The sequence below is a fragment of the Enterobacter cloacae complex sp. 2022EL-00788 genome, assembly GCF_026627565.1.
GTDB lineage: Bacteria > Pseudomonadota > Gammaproteobacteria > Enterobacterales > Enterobacteriaceae > Enterobacter > Enterobacter pasteurii.
In genome coordinates, this window is sequence record NZ_JAPNMC010000005.1 from 263,972 (window position 1) to 279,342 (window position 15,371).

Consider the following 15,371-nt stretch of genomic DNA (forward strand, 5'->3'; position numbering starts at 1 on the left):
GGGCTAACCCTCCGGCGGTTTTATTTTTATGGAGCAAGCTATGTCGAACAAACCGTTTTTCTACCAGAACCCGTTCCCGCTCGCGCACGACGACACCGAATACTATCTGCTGACCAAAGAGCACGTCTCGGTTGTCGAATTTGACGGTCAGGAAGTGCTGAAAGTTGAGCCGGAAGCCCTGACCCTGCTGGCACAGCAGGCCTTCCACGATGCGGCGTTTATGCTGCGTCCTTCGCACCAGAAGCAGGTTGCGGCTATTCTGAGCGATCCGCAGGCCAGCGAGAACGACAAATACGTTGCCCTGCAGTTCCTGCGCAACTCCGAGATTGCGGCGAAAGGCGTGCTGCCGACCTGCCAGGATACCGGCACGGCAATCATCATGGGTAAAAAAGGCCAGCGCGTCTGGACCGGCGGCGGTGACGAAGCGGCGCTAAGCCAGGGCGTTTATAACACCTATATTGAAGATAACCTGCGCTACTCGCAGAACGCGGCGCTGGATATGTATATAGAAGTGAATACCGGCACCAACCTGCCCGCGCAGATCGACCTCTACAGCGTGGACGGCGACGAGTACAAATTCCTCTGCATGGCGAAAGGCGGCGGTTCAGCGAATAAAACCTATCTCTATCAGGAAACCAAAGCGCTGATCACCCCGGCGAAGCTGAAAAACTACCTGGTTGAGAAAATGCGTACCCTGGGCACCGCAGCGTGCCCGCCGTACCATATTGCCTTCGTTATCGGCGGAACCTCGGCGGAAGCCACGCTGAAAACCGTCAAGCTTGCCTCCGCGCGTTACTACGACGACCTGCCAACCGAGGGTAACGAGCACGGCCAGGCGTTCCGCGACGTGCAGCTTGAGCAGGAACTGCTGACCGAAGCGCAGAATCTGGGGCTTGGCGCGCAGTTTGGCGGCAAATACTTCGCCCACGATATTCGCGTGATCCGCCTGCCGCGCCACGGCGCGTCCTGCCCAATCGGCATGGGCGTCTCCTGCTCCGCCGACCGCAATATCAAAGCGAAGATCAACCGCGACGGGATCTGGATTGAGAAGCTTGAGCACAACCCGGGCCAGTATATTCCGGAATCCCTGCGCCAGCAGGGTGAAGGCGACGTGGTCAGCATCGATCTGAACAGGCCGATGAACGAGATCCTGGCGCAGCTTTCCGCGCATCCGGTCTCTACCCGCCTGTCCCTGAACGGCACCATCATCGTGGCGCGCGACATCGCCCACGCGAAGCTGAAGGAGCTGCTCGATAACGGCGAAACGCTGCCGCAGTACGTAAAAGATCACCCGATCTACTACGCGGGCCCGGCGAAAACGCCGGAGGGCTACGCTTCCGGCTCGTTAGGCCCAACCACCGCGGGGCGTATGGACTCCTACGTGGACCTGCTGCAGTCCCACGGTGCGAGCATGATCATGCTGGCCAAAGGTAACCGCAGCCAGCAGGTGACGGATGCCTGCCACAAACACGGCGGCTTCTACCTCGGCAGCATCGGCGGCCCGGCGGCGGTGCTGGCGCAAAACAGCATCAGGAGCCTGGAGTGCGTGGCGTACCCGGAACTGGGAATGGAAGCTATCTGGAAAATTGAAGTGGAGAACTTCCCGGCGTTTATCCTGGTGGACGACAAAGGCAACGACTTCTTCCAGCAGATCCAGAATAAACAGTGCCAGGGTTGTTCACAGCGCTGAGCGTTTCCATAACGCCGGCAGCAGCGACAGCGTATCGTTAATCAGCCCGCGCTTGTCGCTGCCCGGCTTCCAGATGGTCACCATCGTCTGGCTTATTCCCTGGCTGCCCACTTCGGTGGGCAGCCTTTTTACGTTTTTCCACCGCGCCGCGCGAAGATGGGTCGGCAAAAAGCCCCAGCCGCAGCCCTGCTCCAGCAGGCCGCGCAGCATCTCCAGTTCATTGGTGTAGAGCGTGTGTCCGGCGATTTGCAGGCGGCGGGCAACCGGCTCGTCAGACGCGTCATGCATAATCACCTGCGGGACCAGAGAGAGATCGAGCAGCGACACCGGCGACGCCACCTCCGCAAAAAGCGCCTCTGCGGCGTAAAAATCCATGTCGATCGCCCCCAGCGCGCGCCACTCCATTTCATTGCCCACGCTGCGGTTGCGCGCCTGGCAGATCGCCAGATCGGCCTCACCGCCTGCCAGCATGGCTTCCGCGTCATCGCGCGACGCGCTGGTCAGGCTCGGGCGAATTTTTTGCGTCGCCAGTGTGGCAATCAGCGCCTGCAAAAAAGCCCGGGGGGTGAACGGATCGTAGACGAGGGCAATGTCCTGCGTCGCGCTGGCCGGTACCGCTCTGGCAAAGGCCTCAAACGCTTTTACCTGACGCATCAGCAGATGAGCCTGCCGCTGAAGCTGCTCCCCCTCCGGCGTCAGGCGAAGGCTGCGCCCCTCTCGCAGAAACAGCGCGTAGCCCAGCCCGTCCTCAAGAAAATCAATCAGATCGCGCAGGGTTGTACGATCTTTGCCAAGCTTCATCGCCGCCTTCATCAGGCTGCCGTGCTCGGCGACGGCGGTGAATGCCTCAAGCTGGGCAAACGAATAGTTTAGTGACGACACGTCATCCTCCACGGGGATTTTGTGGGGGATTTTCCCCCATTACGCGCTTTTTATTATAGGCCGGGGGTTTTTAAACTGAAGCCCTTCCTGAGCCACACGAGATAAACATGAAAACTAAAACGAACCTCACGCTGCTCGCGGCGCTTGTTGTCAGCAGCCTGCTGTCGCCCGCCGCCATGGCGGCCTGCAACGGTACCGACCTCGCTACCTGCCCGGCGCCTTTTGACGCACGGCTTCCGGATGCGCATACGATGCTCACCTGGAGCCAGGCCGATCGCGTGGTGGGCTTTCGCAATGACTACCGCAACTACGCCGGCGACGTGTTCCGCCACGGCAACGCCTCGCCGCTGCTCGCCGCGGAAAAGCCGCTCGCTGACGTCCGCTATCAGGTGAACGGCAAGACCTGGGATCTTCAGGATTACCTCGCACGCCAGAACGTCAGCGGCATGCTGGTGCTCAAGGACGGCAAGATCGCCTTTAAATATCTGGGAGAAGGCAATACCGATTCAACGCTCTGGACGTCGCGCTCCGTGGGAAAATCGGTGGTCTCGGCGCTGGTGGGCGTTGCAATTAAAGAGGGGAAAATCCACTCCCTGGACGATCTTGTCACTCAATACGAACCAGACTTAAAAGGCACCGCCTGGGAGGGCGTGACGCTGAAACAGCTCATCACCCACACCTCGGGCGTGGCGTGGAATGAAGATTACACGAACCCAAAATCTGACTTCGCCCGGCTTACCGAATGTGAAGCGAAACCCGGCGCGTACGACTGCGTGCGCACGCTGGTGAAGGGGTTACGCCGCGAGCATCCGGCGGGAGAAAACTGGTCGTATTCGTCGGGCGGCGCGTGGCTGCTGGGCGACGTGCTTGAGCGCGCCACGGGAATGACGCTTGCCGCATACCTGGAGAAAAGCATCTGGCAGCCTTACGGCATGGCGAGCGACGGCGTGTGGCACGCCTACAGCAAAGGCCAGCACGACGTGGGGGCGCACGGGTTCAACGCCACGCTGGAGGACTGGGGGCGCTTCGGGGAATTTATCCTGCATAACGGTACGCTGCCGGACGGCAGGCAGATCCTGCCGGAAGGCTGGGTGAAGCAGTCCTCAGACTGGACGCAGGCTAAAGGGTCGGTGTCAGAGGCGCACCCGAAAGGGCTGTACGGCTATCAGTGGTGGAACAACGAAGTGCCGGCTAATGCCGTCGGCGTGACGCCGAAAGTGGAGGATTCGCTGAAGGATTCTCTCTGGGCGCTGGGAATTTTTGGCCAGATGATTATGGTCAACCAGAAGGAAAATCTGGTTATCGTCCAGTGGTCCACCTGGCCGCAGGCGGAGCCGTCGTTCAGCGCCCAGCCGCTGGAGGCGTCATTGATGTTCAGCGCGATAGCGAACGCGCTGCGTTAAACAACCTGAGCCAGGCGCTGCCTGGCTTCACTTCTGCGCCATGTCACAAAACAGGCATTTCAGCAACTTAGGCTAAAACGGTGAATAAAAAATTGCCGAATTGTTAAGTTATTGTTGGCAATGTAAATCCTGGTCAACGTAGCGTCATTGATGCGCATCGCGCATCGGCCTATGCGCTAATTGCGCTTATTAATTTCCGCTTCCTGATCCAGTTTTCAGAAACAGACGGGCATAACGTCACTATAAAACTGGAGATAATCATGGTTACCTCAACCTCACCTGCAACGGTCCGTGCGAAAGCCGGCGCGATTTTTCGCGTCACCTCGGGCAACTTTCTTGAGCAATTCGACTTCTTTCTTTTCGGCTTTTATGCCACCTACATCGCCCACACGTTTTTCCCGGCGAGCAGTGAATTTGCCTCGCTGATGATGACCTTCGCCGTCTTTGGCGCAGGCTTTCTGATGCGTCCCGTCGGGGCGATTGTCCTCGGGGCCTACATTGACAAGGTGGGCCGCCGTAAAGGGCTTATCGTCACCCTGTCGATTATGGCCGCCGGAACGTTTCTGATTGTGCTGATTCCCTCTTATCAGAGCATTGGCCTGTGGGCGCCGCTGCTGGTGCTGACGGGCCGCCTGCTGCAGGGCTTTTCTGCGGGGGCGGAGCTCGGCGGGGTTTCGGTTTATCTGGCGGAGATCGCCACGCCGGGCCGCAAAGGTTTTTACACCAGCTGGCAGTCGGGCAGCCAGCAGGTGGCGATTATGGTCGCGGCGGCAATGGGCTTTGCGCTGAATATGATGCTGGAAGAGAGCGCCATCCGCGAATGGGGCTGGCGTATTCCGTTCCTGTTTGGCTGCCTGATCGTACCGTTCATCTTTTTCCTGCGCCGCAGGCTGGAGGAGACCGAGGAGTTTAGCGCCCGTCGCCATCATCTGGCGATGCGTCAGGTGTTCACCACGCTGCTCGCTAACTGGCAGGTTGTTGCGGCGGGCATGCTGATGGTGGCGATGACCACGACGGCCTTTTACCTGATTACCGTTTACGCCCCAACCTTCGGCAAAAAAGTGTTGATGCTGAGCGCGTCAGACAGTCTGCTGGTCACGCTGCTGGTCGCCGTGTCTAACTTCATCTGGCTGCCGATTGGCGGCGCGCTGTCGGACCGCTTCGGGCGCAAGCCGGTGCTGATTGCCATGACGCTGCTGGCGCTGGCGACCAGCTATCCGGCGCTGACGATGCTGGCGGCGGCCCCGAGCTTCTCAATGATGCTGGCGGTGCTGCTGTGGCTCTCCTTCCTTTACGGCCTTTATAACGGCGCGATGATCCCGGCGCTGACGGAGATCATGCCAGCGGAAGTTCGCGTGGCGGGCTTCTCGCTGGCGTACAGCCTGGCAACGGCGGTCTTTGGCGGCTTCACGCCGGTCATTTCTACCGCCCTTATCGAGTACACCGGAGATAAAGCCTCTCCGGGATACTGGATGAGCTTTGCCGCCGTGTGTGCCCTGCTGGCGACGCTCTATCTCTATCGTCGTCGCACGTTAACCCTGCACGCCGCCGTTAAGGAGTGATTCAGCATGCATACATTCAGAACGGTGGTTGCCGCCCTGACGATCGTCGGCTTCAGCGCGGGCGCGCTTGCGCAGGACGTGACGGTGATGATCTCTGGCGGCTTCAGGGCGGCGCTGGAGAAGCTGACGCCGCAGTACGAAGCGAAAAGCGGCGACAGGCTGATTTTAATTTCCGGCCCGTCGATGGGCAAAACGCCGCAGGCCATTCCGGCCCGGCTCGCCCGGGGAGAAAAGGCGGACGTGGTGATTATGGTGGGCGATGCGCTGGAGAAGCTTGAAGAGGAGCGCCGCACGGTGCCGGGCTCCCGCGTGGAGCTGGCGGATTCGCCCGTCGGGATGGTGGTGAAGGCGGGCGCGCCAGTGCCGGATATCAGCACGGTGCCCGCCCTGCGGCAAACGCTGCTGAAGGCCCACTCCGTTGCCTGGTCCGACAGCGCCAGCGGCCGGTACGTTGAGAGCGCCCTGTTGCATAAGCTGGGCATTGCGGATCGGATAAAAACGAAGGGACACCGGGTTGAGCGCATTCCGGTGGCGTCTGAAGTGGCGAAAGGGAAATACGCGCTCGGCTTCCAGCAGGTCAGCGAGCTTCTGCCCGTTCCGGGGGTGACGTTTGTCGGTAAGCTGCCGGAAGATGTGCAATACATTACCCGTTTTGCCGGAGCCGTCACCCGGGGCGCCGACCATCCGCAGCAGGGCAGCGCGCTGCTGACGTTCCTCTCTTCCCCAGAGGCCGCCAGCGTCATTACCGCCACCGGCTTACAGCCCGTTAGCGCAGCTCGCGATACTGCTCGGTGATAAGCGTTTCCAGCTCAGCCGCAATATAGGACTGGATCCGCCCGCGGCGGCGAATCAGCCCCACGGTTCGCCTGACCTCGGGCTCAGTCAGAGGAACAGACGTCAGCAGGGAATGCTCCGGGCGGGGCATCGACATGGCGGGGACGGCCGCAATGCCGATCCCCGCTTCGACCATCCCCAGCATGGTCGTGACGTGGCGCGTTTCGCAGATGCTGGGGCGCTCGGGACGAATATGGCCGATCCGCTGGTCGAGGAGGTTGCGGTTCCCGGAGGTCTTGTCCAGGCCGATATAATCCTGCTGATAAAAAGCCTGCCACGTCAGGCTTTTTCGTTTTGCAAACTTACTGTCGCGTCGGCAGGCGGCAACGTAGATATCCTCCACCAGCGGAACAAACTCAACGTCGGACGGCAAACGCTGGGAAAAGCAGATGCCAAAATCCGCCTGCCCGCCGGTCACGGCGTCGATTACGTTTCCGGCGCTGCTGTCGATGAGCTTAATACGCACCCGGGGGTAGCGCGTCTGAAAACGGCGGATCACGTGCGGCATAAAGTAACAGGCGGCGGACGGCACGGCCGCCACGGTGATCAGCCCCGTTCGATCCTCGCTGGCTTTATCGATATCCGAGAGCATGGACTCCACGTCGGCAAGCAGTTGCCCGCACCGGTCGGCAAAGGTCTGGCCATAAAGCGTAAGCGTGACGCGCCGGGTGGTACGGTCGAACAGCTTTGCCCCCAGCGCCGCCTCCAGCTTTTCTATTCTGCGACTCAGCGCCGACTGGGAAAGGCAGATAGACTCTGCCGCAAGTCGGAAATTGCCATATTCCAGCAGCGCGCGAAAAGCGTAGAGATCGTTGAGGTCAAAATTGACGGGCATACGGACGTGATCCTTGAGCACAGTAGGGTTAGAAAAGATTTATCACAGTTGCGCACGACATACTTCACAAAATGAAGGGGATACACCTAAAGCGCTATCAACCTGACGGCACATAGTGATAGTTTATGCGGGCTGGATTCCTCTTAAACAGGCTGGCAGTCAGCACGCCGCAGCAGAGGAATGTCATACTACAAAACAGAGTATGTTGGCACGCTAACAGCCCCTGACCTTTCCATTTTTTTCACGTGCGAGTAACGAGCAAAGCGATGATTAAGTGGCCCTGGAAAACGAACGACGCCGATCGAAATATGACGCTCCCCTGGGACGAGGCTATGGCGATCCCCGTCCTGGCTAATCTTTTGCCCGAAGAGCAATCCAGGCTGACTCAGATGGCCGAGCGTTTTTTACAGCAAAAACGCCTGGTACCGCTACAGGGCTTCGAGCTGGATCCGCTGAAAAACGCGCGCATCGCCCTGCTCTTCTGCCTGCCGGTGCTGGAGCTGGGCATCGAGTGGCTGGATGGCTTCCACGAGGTGCTGATCTACCCGGCGCCGTTTATCGTGGACGACGAGTGGGAAGATGACATCGGCCTGGTGCACAACCAGCGGATGGTGCAGTCCGGACAAAGCTGGCAGCAGGGGCCAATTATTCTCAACTGGCTGGATATTCAGGACTCGTTCGATGCCTCAGGCTTCAACCTGATTATTCACGAGGTGGCGCACAAGCTGGATACCCGCAACGGCGATCGCGCCAGCGGCGTGCCGATGATCCCGCTGCGCGACGTCGCGGGCTGGGAGCACGACCTGCACGCGGCGATGGAAAACATTCAGGATGAAATAGACCTGGTTGGCGAGAGTGCGGCCAGCATTGATGCCTACGCCGCAACCGATCCCGCCGAGTGCTTTGCGGTGCTTTCTGAGTACTTCTTTAGCGCGCCTGAGCTTTTCGCTCCTCGCTTCCCGGCGCTGTGGCAGCGCTTTTGCCAGTTCTATCAGCAGGATCCGCTGCAGCGCCTGCGTCAGAGTGAAGACTCTGCGAACAATTCCCCTCACGCCTTCCATTAACGTTCGACAGGGGTACGGTCGGCAGATCGTACCCACGCGCATACCGCGAGGAACAGCAGCGCCATTCCCCATGCGGCAGTAATCAAATACTGCTCGCCGTAAAAGCGCGTTACTACCGGTACCAGCAGCGCGCTGACGCCGTAGCCCAGGGTATGACTGGTGGCGATCGCCCCCGCGCCTTTGCCCGTCGTCAGCCGATCGTTGAGCAACAGCTGGTAGCCCGGCGTCGCCATTGCGGCCCCCAGCGAGGTGATGACAATTCCCACGTAGAACAGCACCACGTCCGCGATACACATCAGTCCAAGCCCCGCCACCATCAGCACCGCTGCGATGGAAAGCAGCACCTTCGGGCTAAAATGCTGCGGGCGCACCACCAGAAACTGCGCCGCTAGGGTCGCCAGCGCAGCAAGGCTAAGCAGCAGCGCCACGTGATGGCTGATTTGCACCGCGTCGCCGCTGAACAGCGGGGCAAGGTGCGGGGACAGGCCAAGCTGCATCAGGCTGATCAGCGCCGCCAGCAGCAGCGCCAGCAGCAGAAAAGGCAGCATTGAAGCCTGCAGGCGCGTTGACTGATGCGCCACCGGCGGCAGCGGCGGATCGGCAGCCTCGCGCAGCACCAGCAGCAACGCGATAAACGGCGCCAGCGCCATCAGCCAGAGCGGCGCGATCGGGTTAAGGCTGAGCATCAGCGCGGCCAGGGGCGGCCCTGACAGACGTCCGCAGCTGAGGCCGGAGCTTATCGTCGCCAGCGCGGCCATTCTTTTATCCAGACCCGCGCGCTGTATGGCCCACGTCTGCGCTGCAGGCACCAGCCCTGAAACCGTCAGGCCGTACAGCGTACGCGACAGCACCAGCCCCGCCATTCCCCAAAGGGTATTCAGCACGCCGTTGGCCATCGCCCAGACCACCAGCGCCATCACGCCGAAGCTCGCCAGATACCCGCCCAGCGAGGCCATCATCACCACCTTACAGCCGTGCCGCTCGCTCTGACGCCCCCACCAGGGCGATGCCGGCAGAAAAAGCATCGAGCCGAACATCAGCAGTCCCGCCCAGGCGGAGAGCGACAGGCCGGTGAGGGAAACCAGCTGCGGCAGCATAACCAGCAAACCGTTTTGCCCGATGCCCAGTAACCCTGCGCACAGCGCCAGGGGCCAGTTCGCTTTGGGAGCGATGATTTCAGTGAGATTTTCGGTACGGGTGCGCATAGAATTGTGAAGGTAATGTCAATAAATGTGTGGAAATTATGAAGTTTATGAAAACAAATATTGCAAAAATAGTTGCGGCTGTAAACAGAATGAATATCATAACGAGAATTATTATCAGTCATGGAATGAGGTACACCTATGCGTACTCTGCCCCGCTCCGCCGGTACAGACGTTGCGGCCCAGTGTTTCCTGAACGCGCTGCTGCGCGAAACGAAGGACTGGCGTTATCTTCCCGCAGCCCGCGCGGATGAGCTATCGCAGATTCATATTCCGCTCTCCCCATCCCGGGCCATCCGGGTTCCGGTACACTATTTCTCCCCCACTCAGCATCATCAGTATCGCTTTCCGGCAACGCTGATTCAGGCAGACAGCGACGAAGGTGACGTGGTCACTTTCCCTCAACTGATTGATTTAATTCTTGAAAAAGACGCGGTCAAAGGCTCGCTTGATGCCGGTACGCTGGCGCGATTCAGGCAGCGCGTGCTTGAAAGCCATACGCATACCTGGCAGGCCATTGACTTACGCCACGGCTGGGCCATCCTGCGCGACGGGCCGCTGACGTTTGCCGAAGCGGAACAGGCGCTGCTGGTCGGCCACGCGTTTCACCCGGCGCCCAAGTCGCACGAGCCGTTTAACGAAGCCGAGGCGCGTCGCTATCTGCCGGATTTTGCTTCCCGTTTCCCGCTGCGCTGGTTCGCGGTGGAGAGTACGCAGATTACCGGCGACAGCCTGAACGTCTCCCTGCGCGAACGCCTGCTGCGCTTTGCGGCACAGAGCGCGCCCGGGCTTCTTGGCCACTTCACCGACACCCGCTGGCTGCTGCCGATGCATCCGTGGCAGGCTGACTATCTGCTTGAGCAGCCGTGGTGCCAGCGTCTGGTTGAAAAAGGCGCCCTTCAGGATCTCGGCGAAGCCGGAGCGCAGTGGCTGCCCACCAGCTCCTCCCGCTCGCTGTACAGCGAAACCAACAGCGACATGATTAAGTTTTCCCTGAGCGTGCGCCTGACCAACTCCGTGCGCACGCTGTCGGTAAAAGAGGTTAAGCGCGGAATGCGCCTGGCACGCCTGGCGAAAACAGAACGCTGGCAGGAGCTTCAGGCCCGCTACCCGACCATGCGCGTGATGCAGGAAGACGGCTGGGCGGGCCTGTGCGACGAGCACGGCGTCGTTCAGGAAGAGAGCCTGATGGCCCTGCGCGTCAACCTGCTGTTTGATACCCCTGAAACGCAAACCAACGTGCTGGTAAGCCTGACGCAGGCCGCGCCGGACGGCGGCGACAGCCTGCTCGCGGCGGCGGTGCGCCGTCTGAGCCAGCGCCTGGCGCTACCGCTCGACAAGGCCGCGCGCTGCTGGCTTGATGCCTACTGCGATCGCGTGCTGCTCCCGCTGTTCAGCGCCGAGGCGGATTACGGTCTGGTCCTGCTGGCGCACCAGCAAAACATCCTCGTTGAGATGCAGCAGGATTTCCCGGTCGGGCTTATCTACCGCGACTGCCAGGGCAGCGCGTGGACCGAAGGGGCCGACGCCTGGCTGAAAGCGGCGGGCGAAACCGAGGTGGAAAACCGCTTTGGCGAAAGCCAGCTGCTGCGCTACTTCCCGTACTACCTGCTGCTTAACTCCACGCTTGCCGTCACCGCCGCCCTCGCCGCTGCCGGTTTCGACAGCGAGGAGAGCCTGATGTCCCGCGTGCGCGACGCGCTGGCCGGCCTGCGCAGGACGGCGAAGCAGACCCGCTGCCTCGACTACGTGCTCGACAGCCCGACCTGGAACTGTAAAGGCAATTTCTTCTGCTACCTGCACGACCGCAACGAAAACACCATTGCCGACCCTGCGGTGATCTATTTCGACTTTAGCAACCCGTTTTACAAGGAGAAGGCGTGATGGCCCTTGCGAATATCGTACATTCCGGCTTCGGCTTCCGCTGCGCCACAACGGAACTGGCCCTGCCGCTGACGCTGGGCCTCGACGGTAGCGCGGTGCTGGAACGCCTGACCGGGATCCCGGACGGCTGGCTGGTGGAAGCCCTCGATCAGCTGTTCGTAGCCGCCCCCGCCCTGACCGGCATTACCCTGCCGTGGGCAGCCTGGCAGGATGAACTGCAGGCGCAGGCGCTGTTCAGCCTGGCCCACGGAGATTACCTGGCGCGCGAAACGTTCTGGCAGCTGCCGCTGTGGCTGAAGGGCGAACGGCCGCAGGCTAGCGGCGGGATGCAGTTTGATGAGAGCCGCCAGCTCTACTTCCCGCTGCGTCCCCATCGCCCGCAGGGCGAGGTGTATCGTCGTTACGATCCGCAAATCAAACGCACCCTGAGCTTCCGGGTGGCGGACGTGGCGCTGGACGGCGAACGATTCACTCAATGGATGAATAACCCGCGCGTGAACGCCTTCTGGGAGATGGCCGGCCCGCAGGCCGAACAGGAGAACTACCTGCGCCGTCAGCTCGACTCGGCGTACTGCTATCCGGCGATCGGCTGCTTTGACGACCAGCCGTTCGGCTATTTTGAACTCTACTGGGCGGCGGAAGACCGCATTGGCCGCCACTATCGCTGGCAGCCGTTTGACCGCGGGCTGCACATGCTGGTGGGGGAAGAAAACTGGCGCGGCGCGCAGTATATCCGCAGCTGGCTTCGCGGCCTGAGCCACTATCTGTATCTCGATGAGCCGCGCACGGCGCGCATTGTCGCCGAGCCGCGCTTCGACAACCAGCGCCTGTTCCGCCATCTGGCGTCCGCCGGTTTCGACACGGTGAAAGAGTTCGACTTCCCGCACAAGCGTTCTCGCCTCATCATGAGCGAGCGTCACCGCTTCTTCAGCGAGGTGGAACTGTGAACGCGCGCTGGCAGAAAGTAAACCGCGAGATGGTGGCGAAGATCCTCGCCGAGCTGGAATACGAACGCACCCTGCGCGCGGAGCCGGTTTCGTCGGACGGCTGGCGCATCACCATGGGCAGCGAGGCCTGGCAGTTTCGCGCCTCGCGCGGCATCTGGGGCTGGCTGCATATCGACCCTGATACCCTGACCACCGCCAGCGGCGCTGCGGTAGAAGCGGAGCACGCGCTGCTGCATCTGGCGAGCGTGCTTGAGATGAGCGACGCGCAAACGGCGGAGCACATGGAAGATCTCTACGCCACGCTGCGCGGCGACATGCAGCTGCTGCAGGCGCGCGAGGCGCTGGATGCCGACGCGCTCATTCATCTTGACCCGGACGAACTGCAGTGCCTGATGAGCGGTCACCCCAAGTTTATCTTCAATAAGGGACGCCGCGGCTGGGGGCTGGATGCCCTGCGCCAGTACGCCCCGGAATATCGCGGGCGTTTCCGCCTGCACTGGGTTGCCGTGCAGCGCGACCAGCTGGTCTGGAGCAGCGACGCCGATTGCGATATCAATGCCCTGCTGTCCAGCGCCATGAACGAGGCCGAGCGCGCGCGGTTCGATGCCCGCTGGCAGGCGCTGGATCTGGATGACAGCTGGCTGCCGGTGCCGCTGCACCCGTGGCAGTGGCAGCAAAAAATTGCCATTCATTTCGTAGCGCAGCTCGCGCGCGGCGAAATGGTTGAGCTGGGCGAGTTTGGCGATGAGTATCTGGCGCAGCAGTCCCTGCGCACGCTGACCAATGCCAGCCGTCGCGCGCCGTATGACATCAAGCTGCCGCTGACCATCTACAACACCTCCTGCTACCGCGGCATTCCGGGCAAGTACATTGCCGCCGGTCCGCTGGCCTCGCGCTGGTTACAGCAGCAGTTCGCCAGCGATGCCACGCTGGTTCGCTCCGGGGCACGGGTGCTTAGCGAACCCGCCGCCGGGTATCTGGCGCATCCGGGTTACGCCGCCCTGCCGAAAGCGCCCTATCGCTACCAGGAGATGCTGGGCACGATCTGGCGCGAGAACCCGTCCCGTTATCTGCAGGACGGCGAACAGGCGGTGCTGATGGCGGCGCTGATGGAAACCGACAATGCCGGACGTCCGCTGATCGACGCGTGGATCGCACGTTCGGGACTAGCCGCCGAGGCATGGCTGGAAAAGCTGTTTGAAGCGACGGTTATTCCCTTCTATCACCTGCTCTGCCGCTACGGCGTGGCGCTGATCGCCCACGGCCAGAACGTGACGCTGGTGATGAAGGACTACGTCGTGCAGCGCATTCTGCTGAAGGATTTCCAGGGTGATATGCGTCTGGTGGACGAGGATTTCCCGCAGGCGCAGAGCCTGCCCGACCCGGTAAAAGCGGTCACCGCGCGCCTCAGCGCGGATTACATCATCCACGACCTGCAAACCGGCAACTTTGTGACGGTGCTGCGCTTTATCTCGCGACTTACCCTGCAATGCGGCGTCAGCGAAACGCGCTTCTACCAGATCCTGGCGCAGGTTTTGCGCAGCTATATGACCGCGCACCCGGATCTGGCGGAACGCTTCGTCAAATTCGATCTCTTCAAGCCGCAGATTATTCGCGTGATCCTCAACCCGGTCAAACTGACCTTCTCCGAACACGACGGCGGCAGCCGCATGCTGCCGAACTACGTCAGCGATCTTGATAACCCTCTTTTTCTGGTCTCCCAGGAGTCAGCGCAATGAAAACGTATGATTTCATCGGCATCGGTATTGGTCCGTTCAACCTCAGCATCGCCGCACTGGCGGAGGGGCTGGACGGTTTTAGCTCGCTGTTTCTTGAACGTAAGCCGCATTTTTCCTGGCACCCTGGGATGATGGTGCCGGACTGCCACATGCAGACCAGCTTCCTGAAGGATCTGGTCAGCGCCGTGGAGCCGACCAACCGCCACAGCTTTCTGAACTACCTGGTGCAGCGTAAAAAGTTCTACCGTTTTCTCACCACCGAGCAGCGCACCGTCTCCCGCGAGGAGTTTGCCGACTACCTGTGCTGGGCGGCGGATAACCTCACTAACCTGGCCTTCAGCCAGCAGGTGCAGCAGGTCAGCTTTGATGAGCAAAGCGGCCTGTTTGAGGTTATGACCCAGCGGGATCGCTTCCTGGCGCGCCACGTCTGCGTGGGGATTGGCAAACAGGTCAATCTGCCCGACTGCGTCACGGCGCAGGACGATAGCTGCTTCCACGCCAGCGAGATGATGCTTCGCGCGCCGGATCTCGCCGGCAAGCGCGTCACCGTCGTCGGCGGCGGCCAGAGCGGTGCAGATCTGTTTTTGAATATCTTCCGCGGAGAATGGGGCCAGCCGCTGAGCCTGAACTGGGTGTCGCGCCGCAACAACTACAACGCGCTGGATGAAGCCGCCTTTGCCAACGAATATTTCACGCCGGAGTATGTGGACAGCTTCTCCACCCTCGGCGATGACGCCCGTCGCCAGATGCTGCACGAGCAGAAAATGACCTCCGACGGGATCACCACCGAGTCGTTACTGGCGATTTACCGCGCCATGTACCACCGCTTCGAAGTGCTGCGCGAAAAACCCTGGGCGCACCTTCTGCCGTCACGCTCGGTGACGGCGCTGGCGCGCCAGGAAAACGGGCAGCGCCTGAGCATACAGCATCACCTCGACGGCGGCCGCGAGCAGCTGGACAGCGACGTGGTGATTTTCGCCACCGGCTACCGCGCCGTGCAGCCTGCGTTTCTGGCTCCGCTCTCTCACCGCCTGCGCCTGGACGAGGATGAAGCCTTCTGCATTAACAATGATTTCACCCTTGAATGGGACGGCCCGCAGAGCAACCGTCTGTTTGCCGTGAATGCCGGGATGCACCGTCTCGGCATTGCCGAACCCCAGCTCAGCCTGATGGCCTGGCGTGCGGCGCGAATAATCAATCGCGCCCACGGCGACGAGCCGTTTGAGCTGGCAACCACCCCCGGCGTTATCCACTGGCGGAGCACCGCCGGCCCGGAGAGCAGCCCGGTTTTTAAATCATTAGCAAAAACCACCGAGTACTGACACACAC

The 15,371-nt window shown here is 61.0% G+C and carries 12 protein-coding genes; 9 read left to right on the forward strand and 3 right to left on the reverse strand.

The genetic code is table 11. The features are described from left to right. The first annotated feature begins 40 nt into the window (after positions 1-40). Positions 41-1,690, forward strand: coding sequence for a class I fumarate hydratase FumA (fumA, locus tag OWK27_RS10200; protein ID WP_267590329.1), 1,650 nt, complete (start codon positions 41-43; stop codon positions 1,688-1,690). Here the strand turns inward: fumA and OWK27_RS10205 are convergent. Then, entirely contained in the window at positions 1,679-2,584 is a 906-nt protein-coding gene (locus OWK27_RS10205; RefSeq protein ID WP_267590330.1) for a LysR family transcriptional regulator, read from the reverse strand. The two genes, fumA and OWK27_RS10205, sit on opposite strands and share 12 nt — an antisense overlap. Before the next feature lie 95 nt (positions 2,585-2,679). Between OWK27_RS10205 and OWK27_RS10210 the strand changes: the two genes are divergently transcribed. The 3 genes from OWK27_RS10210 to OWK27_RS10220 all read left to right on the forward strand — a co-directional run bounded on the left by OWK27_RS10210 (position 2,680) and on the right by OWK27_RS10220 (position 6,332). Beyond that, positions 2,680-3,975: a serine hydrolase domain-containing protein gene (locus OWK27_RS10210; protein ID WP_267590331.1), complete on the forward strand. Its 1,296-nt coding sequence runs from the start codon at positions 2,680-2,682 to the stop codon at positions 3,973-3,975. Between the two features lie 260 nt (positions 3,976-4,235). Continuing rightward, a complete protein-coding gene (locus OWK27_RS10215) occupies positions 4,236-5,537 on the forward strand; it encodes an MFS transporter (protein WP_267590332.1) in 1,302 nt (433 codons plus the stop codon). Between the two features lie 6 nt (positions 5,538-5,543). Further along, the gene (locus tag OWK27_RS10220; RefSeq protein ID WP_267590333.1) at positions 5,544-6,332 is read left to right on the forward strand and encodes a substrate-binding domain-containing protein; all 789 of its coding nucleotides are present in this window, start codon (positions 5,544-5,546) and stop codon (positions 6,330-6,332) included. Here the strand turns inward: OWK27_RS10220 and OWK27_RS10225 are convergent. Next, positions 6,304-7,206 carry a LysR family transcriptional regulator gene (locus OWK27_RS10225; RefSeq protein WP_267590334.1) on the reverse strand — a complete coding sequence of 301 codons (903 nt, stop codon included), beginning with the start codon at positions 7,204-7,206 and terminating at the stop codon, positions 6,304-6,306. The two genes, OWK27_RS10220 and OWK27_RS10225, sit on opposite strands and share 29 nt — an antisense overlap. A 266-nt stretch (positions 7,207-7,472) precedes the next feature. Between OWK27_RS10225 and mtfA the strand changes: the two genes are divergently transcribed. Further along, positions 7,473-8,270 (forward strand): DgsA anti-repressor MtfA, encoded by a 798-nt coding sequence (mtfA, locus tag OWK27_RS10230; RefSeq protein WP_148418181.1) that lies wholly within the window; start codon positions 7,473-7,475, stop codon positions 8,268-8,270. Here the strand turns inward: mtfA and OWK27_RS10235 are convergent. Beyond that, positions 8,267-9,475, reverse strand: coding sequence for an MFS transporter (locus OWK27_RS10235; RefSeq protein WP_267590335.1), 1,209 nt, complete (start codon positions 9,473-9,475; stop codon positions 8,267-8,269). The two genes, mtfA and OWK27_RS10235, sit on opposite strands and share 4 nt — an antisense overlap. A 138-nt stretch (positions 9,476-9,613) precedes the next feature. Here OWK27_RS10235 and OWK27_RS10240 point away from each other — a divergent pair, with 138 nt between their 5' ends. The 4 genes from OWK27_RS10240 to OWK27_RS10255 are packed head-to-tail and all read left to right on the forward strand — an operon-like array spanning position 9,614 to position 15,364. Beyond that, the gene (locus OWK27_RS10240) at positions 9,614-11,356 is read left to right on the forward strand and encodes an IucA/IucC family protein (protein WP_267590336.1); all 1,743 of its coding nucleotides are present in this window, start codon (positions 9,614-9,616) and stop codon (positions 11,354-11,356) included. Continuing rightward, complete coding sequence (locus OWK27_RS10245; protein ID WP_267590370.1) at positions 11,356-12,303, forward strand: GNAT family N-acetyltransferase; 948 nt, start codon at positions 11,356-11,358, stop codon at positions 12,301-12,303. The genes OWK27_RS10240 and OWK27_RS10245 overlap by 1 nt, the downstream gene beginning before the upstream one ends. Further along, entirely contained in the window at positions 12,300-14,042 is a 1,743-nt protein-coding gene (gene iucC / locus OWK27_RS10250) for an aerobactin synthase IucC (RefSeq protein ID WP_267590337.1), read from the forward strand. Before OWK27_RS10245 ends, iucC begins: the two co-directional genes overlap by 4 nt. Further along, positions 14,039-15,364: a lysine N(6)-hydroxylase/L-ornithine N(5)-oxygenase family protein gene (locus OWK27_RS10255; protein WP_267590338.1), complete on the forward strand. Its 1,326-nt coding sequence runs from the start codon at positions 14,039-14,041 to the stop codon at positions 15,362-15,364. The genes iucC and OWK27_RS10255 overlap by 4 nt, the downstream gene beginning before the upstream one ends. The last annotated feature ends 7 nt before the right edge of the window (positions 15,365-15,371 follow it).